This window comes from Marinimicrobium sp. UBA4209 (genome assembly GCF_002381585.1).
Lineage (GTDB): Bacteria > Pseudomonadota > Gammaproteobacteria > Pseudomonadales > Cellvibrionaceae > Marinimicrobium > Marinimicrobium koreense.
This window is the reverse complement of record NZ_DFTP01000100.1, coordinates 1-17,131: the sequence shown is the minus strand read 5'-3', so window position 1 is coordinate 17,131 and position 17,131 is coordinate 1. Positions and strand designations below refer to the sequence as shown.

At 58.3% G+C, this 17,131-nt stretch carries 16 protein-coding genes and 1 tRNA gene; 3 read left to right on the top strand and 14 right to left on the bottom strand.

Going from position 1 to position 17,131, the window contains the following annotated elements; translation table 11 throughout:
• Positions 1–3,279, top strand: a 3,279-nt coding sequence (locus B3187_RS14665) for an alpha-2-macroglobulin family protein (protein WP_286807215.1), incomplete at its 5' end; no start/stop codon positions are given.
• A 122-nt stretch (positions 3,280–3,401) separates the two neighbouring features.
• Here the strand turns inward: B3187_RS14665 and B3187_RS14660 are convergent.
• Positions 3,402–4,703, bottom strand: coding sequence for a serine hydrolase domain-containing protein (locus B3187_RS14660; protein WP_286807214.1), 1,302 nt, complete (start codon positions 4,701–4,703; stop codon positions 3,402–3,404).
• A gap of 120 nt (positions 4,704–4,823) precedes the next feature.
• Here B3187_RS14660 and B3187_RS14655 point away from each other — a divergent pair, with 120 nt between their 5' ends.
• Entirely contained in the window at positions 4,824–5,195 is a 372-nt protein-coding gene (locus tag B3187_RS14655; protein WP_286807213.1) for a thiol-disulfide oxidoreductase DCC family protein, read from the top strand.
• Positions 5,196–5,246: 51 nt separating this feature from the next.
• On the opposite strand, the gene B3187_RS14650 is transcribed toward B3187_RS14655, so the two are convergent.
• The 11 genes from B3187_RS14650 to thrS all read right to left on the bottom strand — a co-directional run bounded on the left by B3187_RS14650 (position 5,247) and on the right by thrS (position 14,157).
• Entirely contained in the window at positions 5,247–5,876 is a 630-nt protein-coding gene (locus tag B3187_RS14650) for a hypothetical protein (protein ID WP_286807212.1), read from the bottom strand.
• A 166-nt stretch (positions 5,877–6,042) separates the two neighbouring features.
• The gene (locus tag B3187_RS14645) at positions 6,043–6,327 is read right to left on the bottom strand and encodes a peptidoglycan-binding domain-containing protein (protein ID WP_286807210.1); all 285 of its coding nucleotides are present in this window, start codon (positions 6,325–6,327) and stop codon (positions 6,043–6,045) included.
• A gap of 290 nt (positions 6,328–6,617) precedes the next feature.
• Positions 6,618–6,694 (bottom strand) — tRNA-Pro (locus B3187_RS14640).
• Between the two features lie 90 nt (positions 6,695–6,784).
• Positions 6,785–7,144 carry a MerR family transcriptional regulator gene (locus tag B3187_RS14635; protein WP_024459888.1) on the bottom strand — a complete coding sequence of 120 codons (360 nt, stop codon included), beginning with the start codon at positions 7,142–7,144 and terminating at the stop codon, positions 6,785–6,787.
• The gene (gene ihfA, locus B3187_RS14630; protein ID WP_024459887.1) at positions 7,125–7,433 is read right to left on the bottom strand and encodes an integration host factor subunit alpha; all 309 of its coding nucleotides are present in this window, start codon (positions 7,431–7,433) and stop codon (positions 7,125–7,127) included. Before ihfA ends, B3187_RS14635 begins: the two co-directional genes overlap by 20 nt.
• 11 nt (positions 7,434–7,444) lie before the next feature.
• The gene (gene pheT, locus B3187_RS14625) at positions 7,445–9,826 is read right to left on the bottom strand and encodes a phenylalanine--tRNA ligase subunit beta (RefSeq protein WP_286807209.1); all 2,382 of its coding nucleotides are present in this window, start codon (positions 9,824–9,826) and stop codon (positions 7,445–7,447) included.
• A 10-nt stretch (positions 9,827–9,836) separates the two neighbouring features.
• The gene (pheS, locus tag B3187_RS14620; RefSeq protein ID WP_024459885.1) at positions 9,837–10,850 is read right to left on the bottom strand and encodes a phenylalanine--tRNA ligase subunit alpha; all 1,014 of its coding nucleotides are present in this window, start codon (positions 10,848–10,850) and stop codon (positions 9,837–9,839) included.
• Positions 10,851–10,961: 111 nt separating this feature from the next.
• Positions 10,962–11,321: a 50S ribosomal protein L20 gene (gene rplT, locus B3187_RS14615; RefSeq protein ID WP_024459884.1), complete on the bottom strand. Its 360-nt coding sequence runs from the start codon at positions 11,319–11,321 to the stop codon at positions 10,962–10,964.
• Between the two features lie 35 nt (positions 11,322–11,356).
• Positions 11,357–11,554 (bottom strand): 50S ribosomal protein L35, encoded by a 198-nt coding sequence (gene rpmI, locus B3187_RS14610; RefSeq protein ID WP_024459883.1) that lies wholly within the window; start codon positions 11,552–11,554, stop codon positions 11,357–11,359.
• A gap of 61 nt (positions 11,555–11,615) precedes the next feature.
• Positions 11,616–12,164 (bottom strand): translation initiation factor IF-3, encoded by a 549-nt coding sequence (gene infC, locus B3187_RS14605; protein ID WP_036160067.1) that lies wholly within the window; start codon positions 12,162–12,164, stop codon positions 11,616–11,618.
• Between the two features lie 64 nt (positions 12,165–12,228).
• Positions 12,229–14,157: a threonine--tRNA ligase gene (gene thrS / locus B3187_RS14600; protein ID WP_286807206.1), complete on the bottom strand. Its 1,929-nt coding sequence runs from the start codon at positions 14,155–14,157 to the stop codon at positions 12,229–12,231.
• Positions 14,158–14,269: 112 nt separating this feature from the next.
• Between thrS and B3187_RS14595 the strand changes: the two genes are divergently transcribed.
• Positions 14,270–14,731: an EVE domain-containing protein gene (locus B3187_RS14595; protein WP_286807205.1), complete on the top strand. Its 462-nt coding sequence runs from the start codon at positions 14,270–14,272 to the stop codon at positions 14,729–14,731.
• Between the two features lie 299 nt (positions 14,732–15,030).
• Here B3187_RS14595 and B3187_RS14590 read toward each other — a convergent pair whose 3' ends face one another.
• Together B3187_RS14590 and B3187_RS14585 are read right to left on the bottom strand one after the other, a co-directional pair.
• Positions 15,031–16,437 carry a family 43 glycosylhydrolase gene (locus B3187_RS14590; RefSeq protein ID WP_286807204.1) on the bottom strand — a complete coding sequence of 469 codons (1,407 nt, stop codon included), beginning with the start codon at positions 16,435–16,437 and terminating at the stop codon, positions 15,031–15,033.
• A 210-nt stretch (positions 16,438–16,647) separates the two neighbouring features.
• Entirely contained in the window at positions 16,648–17,001 is a 354-nt protein-coding gene (locus B3187_RS14585; protein ID WP_024459878.1) for an FHA domain-containing protein, read from the bottom strand.
• Between the last annotated feature and the right edge of the window lie 130 nt (positions 17,002–17,131).

The following is a 17,131-nucleotide window of genomic DNA, read 5'->3' as shown; positions in this document are numbered from 1 at the left end:
AGCATTGCCCCCAACAAGGCATTGGATTTTTCCGATCTGTTGTTTCCCCATACACTGGATGTGACCACGACCGTTACCGACGTCAATCGGCAACAGTGGAGCACCAACGACACTTTAGTTTTGCACCCGGGCAATCTCTACGTTGGGCTGCGTACCGAAAAGCGCTTCGCGCATACCGAAGACACCATCATCGTTCAGTGGGTGACGGTCGATATCGACGGCAACGCCGTGACCACGGATGCGCCCGACATCGAGGTGGAACGCCTGGCCTGGGAAGACGGCAACTGGCAGACACAGGACACCGTCAACTGCACGCCGTCAGATAAAAAACAGACCTGTGAATTCAGCCCCGCCGACAGCGGGCAGTATCGGATTTCCGCCACGGTGACGGACACCGAAGGCCGTCAAAGCCGCTCACAGATTCACCTTTGGGTCGCCGGCCCCATAAACGACATCGGGCCCACCTATGAGGAGCAACCGCGCGTCCAACTGATCCCCGATCAGGATGAATACGCCCCGGGTGATACCGCCAACGTTCAAATACAGACACCCTTCACCGAGGCGCACACACTGGTGACCGTGCAGCGCCAGGGGCTGGTCGAGGTGGACTATCACTACCTGGAGGACGGTACCCATACGCTGGAAGTACCCATCAAAGACAACTACCTGCCCCAGTTGGTGGTCACCGCCGAAGCGATTGGCGGAACACCTGCCGAGGGCCAATCATTGCCCCAGATAGCGGTCGGAGAATTGACACTGCCGGTCAGAAACACTCACCGTCAACTGAGCGTCGAGGTCACCCCGAGTGCGGAAGCCTTTAAACCCGGCGACCCGATTGAGGTGTCCACCCGGGTAACCGGCCCGCAGGGCGCGCCCGCGGCGGACGCAGAAGTGACGTTCTATGCGGTTGATCAGGCGGTATTGGATATGGCGGGCTACACCCTGCCCGACCCACTAACTGAAATGTATAGCGCAGCCATTAACGGTGTTTTTGAATACCGGTCGCGAGCGGAGATACCGCTAGTCCCAAAAGACGCGAACGACGGTCTAGTCGAAGAAGTCATGGTTTCGGGAGTACGCGCCATAGAAATGTCGATGGCCGTAGATCGCGGCCCCGGCGAAAGCGCAAACCCGACCGTCACACTGCGCCAGAACTTCAGTGCCCTGGCCACCTTTGAATCCACGGTTACCCTGGATTCAAAAGGCGAGGCAAATGTCTCCTTCACGCTACCGGACAACCTCACCCGCTATCGCATAATGGCGGTGGCCCACACCGAGCAGCAGTTCGGTGCAGGGGGTGCCCAGATAGACGTTGGCTTGCCCCTGATGGTCCGCCCTTCCCTGCCGCGCTTTCTGAACCTGGGCGACCGGGCCGAATTGCCCGTCGTGGTACAGAACACCACCGACCAGGCCATGACCGTTGAGCTCGCGCTGCGGGCCAGCAACCTGACACTGAGCGGCGCCCCCGGACGACGGCTGACCATTCCCGCCAACGACCGGCGCGAGGTCCGCTTCAGTGCTGAACCGATTCAGGTGGGTGAAGCCCGCGTGCAGGTGATCGTCCGCTCCGGCGAGCGACTGGATGCGGCCGAAGTCGCCGTTCCCGTTCAACGCCCCGCCACCGACGAAGCCTTTGCACAATACGGCAGCCTGACCGAGGGCAATAAATTTCTACAGATCGACGTCCCCGATAACGTCTATCCGGATTTTGGCGGCCTGAGCCTGACTACCAGCAGCACCCAGTTCCAATCCCTGCAGGACGCCTTCCTGTACCTGTACGACTACCCCTACGGCTGTGCCGAACAACTGGCCTCACGCCTGATGGCCATTGCCAGCCTGAATGAATTACTGGGCACATTCAATGCGGAAGGCTTACCGGATGAGGCGGCCATACAACAAAGTGTTGGCGACCTTCTGGGCCGATTGGAAGAGCTGCAGAATCGCGATGGCGGCTGGGGCTTCTGGATGCGCAATGAGACGTCTCAGGCGTATCTCTCAGTCCACGTCACACACGCCCTGTTGCGAGCCCGTGAGGCGGGCTACGAGGTTCCGGCCAGGGTTCTGGAGTCGGCGCTGAGCTATACCCGCTCCGTCGCCCAGCAACTCCCCAAATCCATGGCGGAAAAACCCGGCAATAGCGTGCTTGCCTACAGCATCTATGTGCAGGCCCTGGCGGGTGACTCAGTTGCCTCCGCTGCCATCGATCATTTCCGGCAGACGGAGAGCGAGCTGAGCCTTGAAGCCATGGGCTGGTTATTGAGCGCCACGGCCAACGAGCCGAGTGCGGAGCCGCTGCACGAAAACATCCTGCGCCGCCTGACCAATCAATTGCGAGAAACTGCGGCCACCGCCTCTTTTGTGGAAGACTATGCCGGTGGCGGGCACTGGGTGCTGCACGGCAGTCGACGCACCGACGCGGTGGTTCTGGACGCACTGCTAAGCGCCCGCCCGGACAGTGACCTGATCGAAAAACTCGCGCGCGGGTTGGTCAACCACCGCCGCAATGGCCACTGGGGCAACACTCAGGAAAACGTCTTCGTCCTGCTCGCCCTGAAACACTACTTCCAGGCCCGGGAAGCCGAAGTGCCCGACCTGACCGCTCGGGCCTGGCTGGGTGACCGCTACCTCGGTGAGCAATCCTTTCAGGGCCGGGGCGGCAAGCCCACCCGCACCGGGGTTTCAATGAGTGAACTGCAAAGCGGCGAACCCACAACCACTCTGGCACTACAACACGAGGGACAAGGTCGTCTCTACTACCGAATCGGAATGGAATACACCCCGGCGGATTTACAACTGGATGCCGCCCGACACGGGTTTCAGGTGGCGCGCCATTATGAAGCCGTCAATGATCCTGACGATGTCACACAGGCCGACGACGGCACCTGGCACATCAAAGCCGGCGCCGCCGTGCGTGTGACGCTCACCCTCACAGTTCCCGCCCGGCGCCACCACGTCGCCCTTACCGACCGCCTGCCGGCGGGCTTCGAAGCACTCAATCCCGCCCTGGAAACCAGTGCGCCGATCCGGGAGAACGAACGAGGAATCATGGGCAGCCGAATCCGACCCGGGCACTGGTACAACCACCAGCAACTGCGCGACGACCGCGCCGAAGCCTTCAGCACCCAACTGGAACCCGGCGTGTATCACTACGAATACACCGCGCTGGCCACCACGCCCGGTGAGTTCGTGGTACCACCGGCCAAAGCCGAAGAGATGTACCAACCGGAAACTTTCGGCCGCTCGGCCACAGAAACCGTCCGGGTGGTCGAAACACCATGATGGCCCGCAGAGCCCGTAGGTCGGATTAGCGCCCAGCGCGTAATCCGACAATCGCTGCCCCGCCTCCGACACACACGGAACCTGTTCTACCGGGATGTCGGATTACGCTTCGCTAATCCGACCTACTCGATTAGCTCATAGGCCTTTTCCAGGAACTGCGGGTACAGCTCCTCGCGCTCATACATATTTCGGTAAAAGAGCGCGATCATGTTCTTTTCCGGGTCGATAATATAGGCCGTACCCAAAAGTCCGCCCCAGGCGTAAGCGGAGTCGGATACCGCCGGTACCGGCTCCTTTTCATCGTTATACAGCTCAAAACCCAAGCCAAACTCAAACGGTCGGCTCGCCAGCGGCAGGCGATTTACCGTGGTCATCAGCTCCACGGTTTCCGGCTCAAGAATCCGCTGGCCGTTAAACTCGCCCTTGTTCAACAGCATCTGGCAGAACTTGGCGTAATCCTCGATCGGGCCATTCAGGCCAATGGCGCCCTCCGCATAGGTCTGCTGTTCGGTGACAGCACCCTTGATATACAACTCCGTACCCGGCACCAACTCACCGTCGATTGCACGGTAAGGTTTGACGAAGCGATCAAAATCTTCCGGTGCATGAAACCAGTCGGTATCGTCCATACCCAATGGGTCCAGCACGTTTTCCTTCACGTAGTCACGCAGCGGCTGCCCGGAAATCCGCTCAATCAGGTAACCCAGCATGTTGGTGCTCAGGTGATAGTGCCACTCCGCGCCGGGATCAAAGCCCAACGGGTACTCCGCCAATGCGAGCATTTCCTCTTCCAGATACTCTGCGCTGAAATCCCCACCGGAGGTATGCTGACCGATGGGTACGAAATCAGGCTCCTTTCCGCCAAAACCGAGAAACCCCATGGGCTCCCCACTGTGCTGCTTACGGAGCTCCCCCGCCAGATGGGCATCGAAACCCGCCGTATGCGCCATCAGATGCACAAAAGTCATCGGCGTCTCAACCGGGCGTGTCTCATAGCGACCGTCGTCGTGAAGCTCGGTAATGACCTGATCCGGAATACCCGGAAAATACTTAGAGACAGGATCATGGATATCCACCAGTCCCTTCTCCACCAGCGTCATAAACGCGACGGTCGTCACCGCCTTGGTCTGGGAGAAAAGCGCGTAGTAGTCATCCACACTGGCCGGCACGCCCGCCTCCATGTCCCTCCAGCCAAAGGCCTCGGAATACAGTACCTTCCCGTCCCGGGCGACGAACGCCGCCACACTGTTGGTTTTCTTCTCCTCCACAAAGGATTTCAGCAGCGCATCAATCTCTGCCGCCTTGGCCGGATCAGCGCCCACCCGAGCAATGTCCGAAGGGTACTCGAAGCCCTTTGAGGTCTCCGTGGTGGTACAGCCTGCCGCCAGCAACACCGGAACCAGCATCGCCCATCCAATCGTCATTATTTTTTTCATCCGTCGCTCCACTCTCTGTGTTAGACATAGGTCGTTTATGGTACCGTCATTATACGGTATACATCATACAAATCGTCACCCACGCTCAGCCACAGACAGGTTCTTACCATGAGCAACCACGACGACCACCTTATTGTTTACTACGACGGCGCCTGCCCCCGCTGCGTGGCCGACCGCCAGCGCTATGAGCGCCTGGCGGGTAGCGCCGGCGAAGCCGTCCAATGGGTCGATATAACCGGCCGCGATGACGAACTGAAACAGCGTGGAATAGACCCCGACAGGGCCCTGCGCGAACTGCATGTGCAAGATGGCGAGGGGCAGATACACCGGGAGCTGGATGCCTACATCCTGCTGATGCGAAAAACCCGTCTGTTGCGACCCGTAGCGTGGCTGATCGGCCTTCCCGGCATTCGCGGGTTATTATCCCGCAGCTATCACGCCTGGGTGGACCGTCGCTTGAGGAAAAGTGGTCGAGGCTAGCTTGCGGTTGGAAGCAACCCATTTCTCACCGACCAACCTCGACCCTTGTTATCAGTGAATTTCCGACCAACCTTCAACGGTTACACCGTTGTAGCAATCGTCGTCACCAAACGCAGTATCGGGAGTGACCAAGCCACCCCGCTTTATGTTCTTTATTGAATAAATGGCTCGCCATCCACAAGCACCTGTGGCGGCGGACAAATGGACAAACTCGACTTTGTCACCTTGCTCACTCATATACACGACGCCTCTGGCAAGATCGCCGGATTCTGTGGCCTCCGAACCTTCAGGTGGCTGCAGGATCAGTTTCTTAAACGTTGCGGCTTGAACATCAACGACGAACAGGTGAAACGCATCCTGATAGGCGCCGAACTCACAGGTCAGGCTTAGTAACCTCAAGCGCTCCTCAAGAGTAATCCAATGCTTTCGACGGGGCTCACTGCCCTGATTCTCGGTCTTGCAATCGGTAATGTCTAAAGATTTCAGCCAATCGCTATGGGTGTAAGATTCCCACCCCTCTGGCAGCGGCTGCACGAGGTCCTTCCTGTTACCCTCCTGCTGTTTCTTCGCATCGACAGTATCGGGATCACTTTCGGCTTCGGCCGAAGCCTCGCTGGTGTCGGCGCAAGCCGGAACAGACAGAGCCAACCAAAAAAGACCGAGGAGTCCAAGACTACGCATAGTGTGCAAACCTGTTGTTGGGCATCAATCGGAACAGTTTCTGTGCAGAGGAAGCAAAGAGCAGGTCCTCAAAATCCCTGGCATCCCGCGCGATTTCTTCAGCATGATCATTGCCATTGATGATTCAACTGCGAATGAATCAGTTGATTGAGTAAGTAGTCCGATTTCAACGACGTCCCAGGCTTCGATGGGTAGCTCGATTGATATTTATGAGCGTATCGGGATTTACCATACCCACCACAGATTTTTGATAAAGGGATATTTGACGCCCTGTGGCGGGACCATAGATCCCATCCGGCAGCAATGGTTCTTTACCCTGATACAAGTGCTTTGTGCCATTCAGCAAACGCTGGATAAGAAGCACATCAAGAGGAAGGTTAGCGCCGCCATTTCCGACGCTACGCTGTAAAGAGGAGAGATTTACCCTGTTAAACTGACTCGCGTAAGACACCTTACACCTCCTGTTTCCGTGGTCTCTTAAAATTCACTACAGAAAACCAGATCATCCCATAATCGGTTTCCTCGTCACGCAATTATAACGAGTTTAATACCGGTTTTTAGCCGAGTAGCCGGACTTTTGTCACAAAATCAGATAGTGCTGTTTAGGAACATCGATTGGTTGCGGCGGATGCGCGCTGTGCGCTTATCCGCCCTACGGGAAAAGCGCGACAGCACAAAGAAGACCAGAAACGAAAAAGCCCCTGATTCCTTTTGGGAATCAAGGGCTTAAACGATGGTATTTGGTCGGAACGGCAGGATTTGAACCTGCGACCCCCACACCCCCAGTGTGGTGCGCTACCAAACTGCGCTACGCTCCGATTTTGGCTGGCTGTGAGCGGTGCCGTTGGGGCTGTCCGTCACAGGGATGGGCATGATACCGCAAAATCGTGATTTTGCAAGTGCCTGATTTAGCGGGTTTTCAGCACTTCCAGGACTTCTTCCAGCTCGGCGATCATCTGGCCGACGAGTTGGCTGAACTGGCTGGCGTCCTGCTGGGCCGTCTCCCCTTCCATCTGCTGGCGGGCGCCGCCGATGGTGAAGCCCTGATCGTACAGCAGGGCCCGAATCTGGCGGATGGTGAGCACATCCTGGCGCTGATAGTACCGGCGGTTACCCCGACGCTTGACCGGCTTGAGCTGGGGGAATTCCTGCTCCCAGTAGCGCAGTACATGGGGTTTCACGGCGCAAAGCTCGCTGACCTCACCAATGGTGAAGTAGCGCTTGCCCGGAATGACCGGCAATTCGTCGTTATGGCTTGGTTCCAGCATAGGCTTCTACTTTGGCCTTGAGTTTTTGTCCTGGTCTGAAGGTGACCACCCGGCGGGCGCTGATGGGGATTTCTTCCCCGGTTTTCGGGTTGCGCCCCGGGCGCTGGCTTTTATCTCGCAGGTCAAAGTTACCAAATCCGGACAGTTTTACCTGTTCGTTGCTTTCCAGTGACCGCCGGATTTCCTCAAAAAACAGCTCCACGAGCTCTTTGGCCTCACGCTTGTTGAGGCCAAGCTCGTCGTAGAGTTTTTCGGCTAGATCGGCTTTTGTGAGAGCCCCGCCCGACATAGTTCTTATCCCTATCTGAGGGTGGCACCAAACTCCTCTTTCAAGCGTTCCACTACCCGCTCGACCGAGGCGTTGATCTCTTCCTCGTTAAGAGTGCGCGAAGCGTCCTGAAAGGTCAAGCCCAGAGCGACACTTTTTCTATGCGGATCAATACCTTTGCCCACATACACGTCAAAGACCTTTAAGTCTCGCAGTTGCTCACCGGCGTGGCTTTTGACGCAATCGAACAGGCTTTGGGCCGCCACGCCCCGGTCGACCAGCAGCGCCAGGTCCCGACGGACACTGGGGAAGCGGGACAGCGGCTCAAAGGCCGGCTTGCGGGCGGACTTGAGCGCCGACAGGGCCAGCTCGAACACAAATACCGCTCCAGGGATGTCCAGACCACGCTGGAGCTGCGGATGCAGGGTACCGATCACGCCCACCTGGGTCTCGCCCCGGTAAATGGCGGCGGACTGGCCCGGGTGCAGGGCCGGGTGGGCACCGGGCGCCATGCGGAACTCGTCACCGGCACCAGTGAGTGCCAGCACTGCTTCCAGGTCACCTTTGAGGTCGTAGAAGTCCACGGGCTCTTTGGCGTTGGCCCAGCCCTCGGGCTGACGACTGCCATAGATCAGGCCGGCCAGCATGGGCTCCTGACGCAGCTTACCGTCTGCACCGGGGACAAACCGCTGCCCGCTCTCAAACAGTCGCACACGCTCCTGCTGGCGGTTCAGGTTGTGCTGAAGAGTGGACACCAACCCGGGCAACAGGGTCGGGCGCATGACCGCCATATCAGCGCTGATGGGATTGCGTAGGGCGACGGGCTCGATATCCGGCGCAAACTGCCGGGACAGTTTGGGCTCAATGAAGCTGTAGGTGATCGTCTCCTGATAATCCCGCGCCACCAGTTCCCGGCGAATACGCTCCAGGGACAGGCGCCCTTCCGGACGGGCCGGAACGCTCATGGCCGCGGCCAGACTGCGGGTCGGCAGGCGGTTGTAGCCGTAAATTCGGGCCAGCTCTTCGAGCAAGTCCGCCTCGATGGCCAGATCGAATCGGTAGCTGGGCACCGCAAAGGTCCAGCCGGCATCGGTCTGTTCGGTCAGGGTCAGCCCCAGACCGGTCAGGATAGCTTCCACGTCTTCATCCGGCAATTCCAAACCCAGACCACTGGTCACGCGCTCGCGACGCAGACTGACGGTGCGATCGCCCGGCAGGTGGTACTCATCCCAGGCCTTGACCAGCGGGCCGGGCTCACCACCCACCACACTCAGCAGCAGCTCGGTGGCACGTTCCATGGCCTGTTCTTGCAGCTGGTAGTCCACACCGCGCTCAAAGCGGTGGGAAGAATCGGTATGCAGACCATAGCTGCGGGCTTTACCGGCGATGGCGACAGGATTGAAAAAGGCGCTTTCCAGGAAAATGTCCCGGGTTTCGGGGCCGACCGCGCTATCGCGACCGCCCATGATGCCCGCCATGGCCAGGGGTTTGTCCTGGTCGGCGATCACCAGAGTGCCCTCGGTCAGGGTCACTTCCTGATCGTCCAGCAGGACAAGTTTTTCACCCGCCTCGGCCAGGCGTACGTCGATACCGCCGCTGAGCTTGGCGAGGTCGAACGCATGCATGGGCTGGCCCAGCTCCAGCAGCACGTAGTTGGTGACATCCACCACCGCATCGACGCTGCGCAGACCGGCGCGGCGCAGCTTCTCCTGCAGCCACAGGGGGCTGGGGCGACTGATATCAATGTTCCGGACCACGCGACCGACATAGCGGCTGCAGCCTTCCGGCGCGCTGAGGGTCACCGGCCGGGTCTCGTCGTTGACCGGTTTGACCGGAACGATCTCGGGCTCATTGACCGACAGGCGATTGAGAACGCCCACTTCCCGGGCAATGCCCTTGATGCTCAGGCAGTCGCTGCGGTTCGGAGTCAGATCGACTTCGATGATCTGGTCGTTCAGGCCCAGATACTCGCGCAGGTCGGTGCCGGTGGGCGCATCGACGGGCAGCTCCCACAGGCCGTCGTCATCATCGCCGGCTTCCAGCTCGGTCTGGGCGCAGAGCATGCCAAAGGACTCTACACCGCGCAGCTTGGCTTTCTTGATTTTGAAGTCGCCGGGGAGCTTGGCGCCGACGGTCGCGAACGGCACCTTGATGCCTTCACGGGCGTTGGGCGCACCGCACACCACCTGCCGGAGTTCATCGCCCTCGCCCGCCACTTTACACACGCGCAACTTGTCCGCGTCCGGGTGCTGTTCGACCGAGACGATTTCGCCAACCACCACGCCGGTGAATTCGCCCGCAACCGGGTCAACAGCATCCACTTCCAGGCCCGCCATGGTGATCTGAGCGGCCAGTTCATCGGTGGTGATGGCCGGGTTTACCCACTCCCGCAACCAGGATTCACTTACTTTCATAATCGGACTCTTAAAACTGTTTCAGGAAACGCAGGTCGTTTTCGAAGAACAGGCGCAGATCGTTCACGCCGTAGCGGAGCATCGCCATGCGCTCCACCCCGAGCCCAAAGGCGAAGCCACTGTAGACTTCGGGATCGACGCCAGAGGCGCTGAGAACGTTGGGGTGCACCATGCCGCAGCCCATGATTTCAATCCAGCCGGACTGCTTGCACACCCGACACCCCTTGCCGCCGCAATGGGTACAACCGATGTCCACTTCTGCCGAGGGCTCGGTAAACGGGAAATAAGACGGACGAAAGCGCACGGGCACATCGGCCTCGAAAAACGACTTCAGGAATTCGTCCACTGTGCCTTTCAGGTCGGCAAAGCTGATGCCCTTGTCCACCACCAGGCCTTCAATCTGATGGAACATGGGGGTATGGGTCAGATCCGAGTCACAGCGGTATACCCGTCCCGGGCAGATGATGCGAATGGGCGGCTTCTGGTTTTCCATGGTGCGCACCTGCACGGGTGAAGTATGGGTGCGCAGCACGTGGGTATCGTCCACGTAAAAGGTGTCGTGCATCGCCCGCGCGGGGTGATGGGACGGAATATTCAGGGCTTCGAAGTTGTGATAGTCATCTTCGATTTCCGGGCCCTCTTCCACGGTGTAACCCACCGCGGCAAAAATGGCTTCGATGCGCTCAAGCGTGCGAGTGACCGGGTGCAGGCCACCGGTCTGGTTGGCGCGGCCCGGCAGGGTCACATCCAGGGTCTCGGCGGCGAGCTGAGCATCGATGGCCGCTTTTTCCAACGCCGCCTTGCGCTCGTTCAGCGCGTCCTGAACCTGATTCTTGGCTTCGTTGATTTTCGCCCCGGCCGCAGGCCGCTCTTCAGCGGACAGCTTACCCAGGCTTTTCATCTGGGCACTGATACTGCCTTTCTTGCCCAGATACTCGACCCGGACCTTGTCCAGGCTGGCCAGGTCATCGGCGTCTTGTACCTGCTTGAGCGCCGCTTCGGTCAGCGCATTGAGATTTTCCATCAGTCAAAACCCAAATTCTTTGGTTTATTCAATAAAAAAGGGGAACTGAAACCAGTCCCCCCTCTTATCGCGCTCATTCAGACACGTTACCGTGTCAGACGTTGTTGACGATTAAGCAGCCAGAGCTGATTTAGCCTGTGCAACAACGACGGCAAACGCCGCTTTGTCGTGAACGGCCAGATCGGCCAGTACGCGACGGTCGAGAACGATGTTGGCTTTCTTCAAGCCGGCGATCAATTTGCTGTAAGTCAGACCTTCAGCGCGGGACTGGGCGTTGATACGCGCGATCCACAGCTGACGGAAGTTACGCTTCTTGTTGCGACGGTCGCGATAAGCGTACTGACCGGCCTTGATAACCGCTTGTTTGGCTACGCGGAATACCCGTGAACGGGCTCCATAATAACCTTTTGCAGCCTTAAGAACTTTCTTGTGACGACGGCGTGCTTCCACACCACGTTTTACTCGAGCCATTATTTACTCCTCAAAAAATTTCCGGTTGCAACCGATCAGTTGGAACGCAACATGCGCTTGACGGCCGGGACATCAGCTGCATTCAGCATGCTGGTGCCACGCAGCTGACGCTTGCGCTTGGTGGTCATTTTGGTGAGGATGTGGCTTTTGAAAGCGTGCTTGTGCTTAAAACCAGCCGCGGTCTTCTTGAAGCGCTTGGCGGCGCCACTGTGTACTTTAGCTTTTGTTGCCATGGGATAAAAACTCCGCATTCATAGGTAAATAAACAGTAACTCAGGCAGCTAAAAAGCCCAGCTACTTCTTCTTTTTCGGGGCGATCACCATGGTGAGCTGCCGGCCTTCCATCTTCGGCTTCTGCTCGACGGTGCCCAGCTCAATCAGGTCCTGTTCGATGCGATGCATGACATCCATCCCCAGTTCCTGGTGAGCCATTTCCCGGCCGCGGAACCGTAAGGTTACCTTGGCCTTGTCCCCGTTCTCCAGGAAACGCACGAGGTTGCGTAGTTTGACCTCGTAGTCCCCTTCCTCCGTCCCTGGACGGAATTTCATTTCTTTGATCTGCTGCTGCTTCTGCTTCTTCTTGGCAGCCGCCTTGGTCTTCTTGATTTCAAACAGGTGCTTCCCGTAATCCATCACCTTACAGACGATGGGGTCGCTATCGGGCGATATTTCCACCAGATCCAGGTCCGCGGATTGTGCCGCCTCGAGCGCGTCGGCCAAGGGTACAACACCGATTTGGTCGCCATTGGGGCCGATCAGGCGCACCTCACTGGCTTCAATTTGATCGTTAATCCGAGCTTTTTTGGACTTGCCTTTAGGCGCTGGTCGTTTGATAGCTGTTATCTCCTGTTTGTTGAAAATCTGAGCTGGCCCGTCCGTCTGCAACGAGCGGGCCTGGGCCCTGCCGTTACTGGGACTGACTCCGTCCGCGCTGGGCCACATCGGCCGCCAGGCGTTCGGCGAAGTCTTCCACGCTCATTACCCCCAGGTCTTCGCCCCCGCGCGTGCGCACGGCGAGAGCCCCGGATTCCATCTCCTTGTCGCCGATCACGAGCAAATAGGGAATCCGCTGAAGGGTGTGCTCGCGGATTTTAAAGCCGATCTTCTCGTTTCTCAAGTCCGAAATGACCCTAAACCCTTTATCTCGCAAGGTTTTTTCCACTTTTTGGGCATATTCGGCCTGATTGTCGGTAATATTCATCACCACCGCCTGCTCTGGCGCCAGCCAGGCGGGGAAAATTCCCTCGTAATGTTCGATCAGAATACCGATAAAACGCTCAAAAGACCCCAAAATGGCCCGGTGGAGCATGACCGGCACCTGACGGGAGCCATCTTCGGCCACATATTGGGCGTCCAGACGGCCCGGCATGGAGAAATCCACCTGAATGGTACCCAGCTGCCAGACCCGGCCAATGCAGTCTTTCAGGGAGAATTCGATCTTGGGTCCGTAGAAGGCGCCCTCCCCCGGCAACTCTTCCCAATCCAGCCCCTTCGCGTTCAGGGCCTCGGCCAGAGCCTGCTCGGCCTTGTCCCAGCTCTCGTCACTGCCAACCCGCTCTTCCGGGCGGGTGGACAGGCGGTAGATGATCTCGTCAAAGCCGAAATCCCGATAAACCTCGTGCAGGAAGTCGATAAAATCCGACACTTCCGGCTGAATCTGATTCTCGGTGCAGAAAATGTGGGCATCGTCCTGGGTAAAACCGCGCACCCGCATGATGCCGTGCAGGGAGCCGGAGGGCTCATTGCGGTGACAGGAGCCGAATTCCGCCAGGCGCAAGGGCAGATCACGGTAGCTTTTCAGGCCCTGATTGAACACCTGCACATGGCAGGGGCAGTTCATGGGCTTGACGGCGAAATCCCGATCTTCGGACTTGAGGGTGAACATGCCATCCCCAAACTTGTCCGCGTGGCCGGATTTCTGCCACAGGGTCATGTCCACCACCTGCGGGGTGCGGATTTCCTGGTAGTCATGGCGATGCTGCATGTCGCGCATGTAGTTTTCCAGGGTCTTGTAGATGGTCCAGCCCTTGGGGTGCCAGAACACCATGCCCGGCGCCTCTTCCTGGGTGTGGAACAGGTTGTGCTTTTTGGCCAGCTTGCGGTGGTCGCGCTTTTCCGCCTCTTCCAGGCGCTGGATATAGGCCTTGAGCGCCTTTTTGTCGTTCCAGGCGGTACCGTAGATGCGCTGCAGCTGCTTGTTGCTGGAGTCGCCCCGCCAGTAGGCACCGGACACCCGCATCAGCTTGAAGTAGCGCATCACGCGGGTGTTAGGCACGTGAGGGCCGCGGCACATGTCGACGTATTCTTCGTGGTGATACAGACCGACCGCCTTTTCACCGGCGGCGATCAGGTCATCGACCAGCTCGACTTTGAAATCTTCTCCCCGGTCGGCGAACACTTCACGGGCCCGCTCGATCGGTGTCATCTCTTTGATGACGTCGTAATCTTTCTTGATCAGCTCCTGAACGCGCTTCTCGATGGCCTCCATCTCCTCGGTGGTAATGGGGTGCGGCGCGTCGATGTCGTAATAGAAGCCGTCTTCAATCACCGGACCGATGGCCATTTTGGCCTCCGGGATCAGTTGTTTGACGGCGTGACCCACCAGGTGGGCGAAGGAGTGCCGAATGACTTCGAGCCCTTCCGGGTCGCGGCCGGTGATCAGGGTAATCTCGGCGTCGTCCTCGATCAGCTCGCAGGCGTCAACCAGCTTGCCGTTGATACGGCCGCACACGGTGGCCTTGGCCAGGCCGGGGCCGATATCTTCAGCCACTTGCATCAAAGTGACCGGCTGGGAAAATTCGCGTTTTGAACCGTCGGGCAGTGTAATGACAGGCATGGTGTATCCTTGATGTCAGTGGTGACCCCTACCAAAGGCCACGTGCGTTTTGACTCCGGCGCGGCAGGCCGGAACGGCGTAAACCCGCCATTATAGAGAGGTAGTAAGCGGCATGGCAAATTACTGGTTGTTTAAGTCGGAACCGGATGAGTACGGTATTGAGGATTTGCGCAAGGAGCGGGACGGTGTGGGCCGCTGGAACGGGATTCGCAATTATCAGGCGCGCAATTTTCTGCGCGATGAGGTGGCGGTCGGTGACGGTGTGTTGATTTATCACAGTCAGTGCAAGGTGCCGGGTGTGGCGGGCACGGCCAAGGTGGTGAAGGCGGCCTATCCGGACCCGGCGCAGTTTGATTCGGCGAGTGATTATTTTGATCCGAAGGCGACGAGGGAGACTCCGCGCTGGTTTTGTGTGGATATTCAGTTTGATTCGGCGTTTGATGAGGTGGTGCCGTTGAAGGCGATCAAGCAGCAGGAGCCGTTGGGTGAGATGGTGCTGTTAAAGCAGGGCCGCCTGTCGATTCAGCCAGTCACCTCGAAAGAATGGCATTACATTCTGACGATGGCTTCCTGATATTTGGTGGTTACTGTGCGGTCCGGGTCGTCGAGGGGTAAACCGATCTGAGACCCGCCGTAAACCCATCCATGGGGGCTTCTCATCGGCATCCATGCCTCAGAGAGTCTCAGATCGGTTTACCCCTCGACGCCCCTCAGTGCCACATTCACCCCAGTTTGCGTAGGTTACGTAGGGCGGATAAGCGCGAAGCGCGCATCCGCCGCAAATACACGTGATGCCTCAAAGACAGGCGTAGGGTGGATCGGTCCGACGATTCGGAGGGGCGAAGCCCCGTCATCCACAAAAAATCACAAACCTTACTCTGTGGGAATTACATCAAACGTCGCCGCTTTACGCTCAGACGCCGAGCCCGGCTGCCCCAAGGTCAACACACCGCCATTCACCATCAGGTAATGTTCACGATTCTCCAGCGAACGGAAGGACGCACCCTCTCCCACCAGACCATCAACCCGCTCAAAGGTCGCCGCACGAGCGAATTCGTCGGTACCGTCGTGCTCAACAATGGCGACATCGCCGTCTTGCGCCACCAGGTAGTAGCCCATCCGGGTTTCGGGCTGGAAGGAGACGGTGTTGCCGCCCTGCTCTACCAGGGGTTCGACATGCCACTTGTACTGCCAGTGATCGGCGGCGTTCAGTTCGGCCAGGGTGGTTTCTTCGCCATCGCCATAGCGCACGTATTCATCGGTATCCGCATGGCTCTGCAGCGCCTGGGCCGCGTGGGTGATGCCCGAGGCGGTGGGGGTCAGTTTCTTGATGGTGCCGTCGGCGTTGTACTCCAGGAATTCCATGGAGACGGAGCGGCGGAAATTGCCGCCGGTAGGCAGCGCGGAGGTGTGGTAGATGAAGTAGTCTTCACCCTGGTACTCCAGGATCGCCTGGTGGCTGGTGCCGCTGTCTTCGAGCACGTCCATCAGCAGGCCTTTGTATTCCCAGGGGCCTTCCGGGCTGTCGCTCATGGCGTAGGCCAGCTCTTCGGGGTAGTTCATGGCGTAGGTCAGGTAGTATTTGCCATCTTTCTCGTGCACCCAAGGCGCTTCGGTGAAGGTGCCGGGCATGTCGAACTCGACTTTGTGGACCTCGCCGTCGAACTCGATCATGTTGTCTTTGAGTTTGGCGTAGTAGAGGTGGGAGTTACCCCAGTACAGATAGGCCTGGCCGTCGTGATCAATGAACACGCTCGGGTCGATGTCGTCCCAGCTGTGGCTGTGTTCGATCATGTGAGGAGCCGGCTCGGTGTCGTTGGGGTCAATCAGCGGTTTGCCCAGGGCATCTTTCCAGCCGGTGACCGGATCGTCGGACACCGCTACCCCCAGGGTATAGCCGCCCTGCCAATCGCCTTCTTCGGGCACTGGCATACGCACCGTGGTGTACCAATAGAACTTACCGTCGCGCTCAACCGCCTGCGCAGCCCAGGCGGAATCGCCATCGGCCCACTCGAAAATGGTGCGCGGCACCTCGCCCTCGAGGGTCCAGTTTTCCAGGTCGGTTGAGGAGTAGATGTTCCACTCCTTGAGGACAAAGAAATCCCCGTCCACTGTGGCCTCGTCGTGACCCACATACAGGTAGACCTTGCCGTCGTGGACCAGGGCGGCCGGATCCGCGCTGAAGCGTTCGGTGATGATGGGGTTGTCCGCCTGAACGCCCGCCGCACCGGCGAGCCCAATCAGGGTGGCGCCCAGAGTGCGCTTGAATGATGTCGACATGATGTTCTCCTGCTTGCCATTGTTATGAAGTCATTGGTATTTTGAATATCATAATACAATTCAAGCAGTAAAATCCAGATTCCGTTTTGTAGATATGGTCCGGCCCGGGCTGGGACCTCAGTGCCACATTCATACTCAGTGTTGAGGTAGCGATAGTCGGATTACGCGCGTTTCGCTAATCCGACCTACTGAGCGTGCTTCGTGGATTGATCAGCTCGATACCATATGTCGGGTGCGCTCTAGGTCCTGCTCGTCGTTATCCACGAACTTGAACTGATTCCAGGCCAGTCGGATCTTGTCGTTATGGTGGAGTCGCAACCGCTGCGCCACTCGCTGATCGTTCACAAAAGTGCCGTTGGTGCTCCCCAGATCCTCCAGATAGTATTCCCGAAACTGCGGGAAATCCGGATTGGGCTTCACGCTCATGCGGGCGTGACGACCGCTGACCGCGCTATCGTCAATCAGCACGTCACACTCGGGGTGACGCCCCAGCGTCAATTCACCACCCACAAGTTCAAACTTGTGAACGGCGACATCGTCTACGAGTTGAATCAACCAAGCCATTGTTGGGTACCTTTTTAAATATAGGATAAAGATGGCACTGAGGTCTGCGACGGGGAATACCGTTTCAAGACCGTAGAGCGGGGGACCCGCGATCCGAGCCCCTGGACGCCCCACATGGATGTGGGAAGTG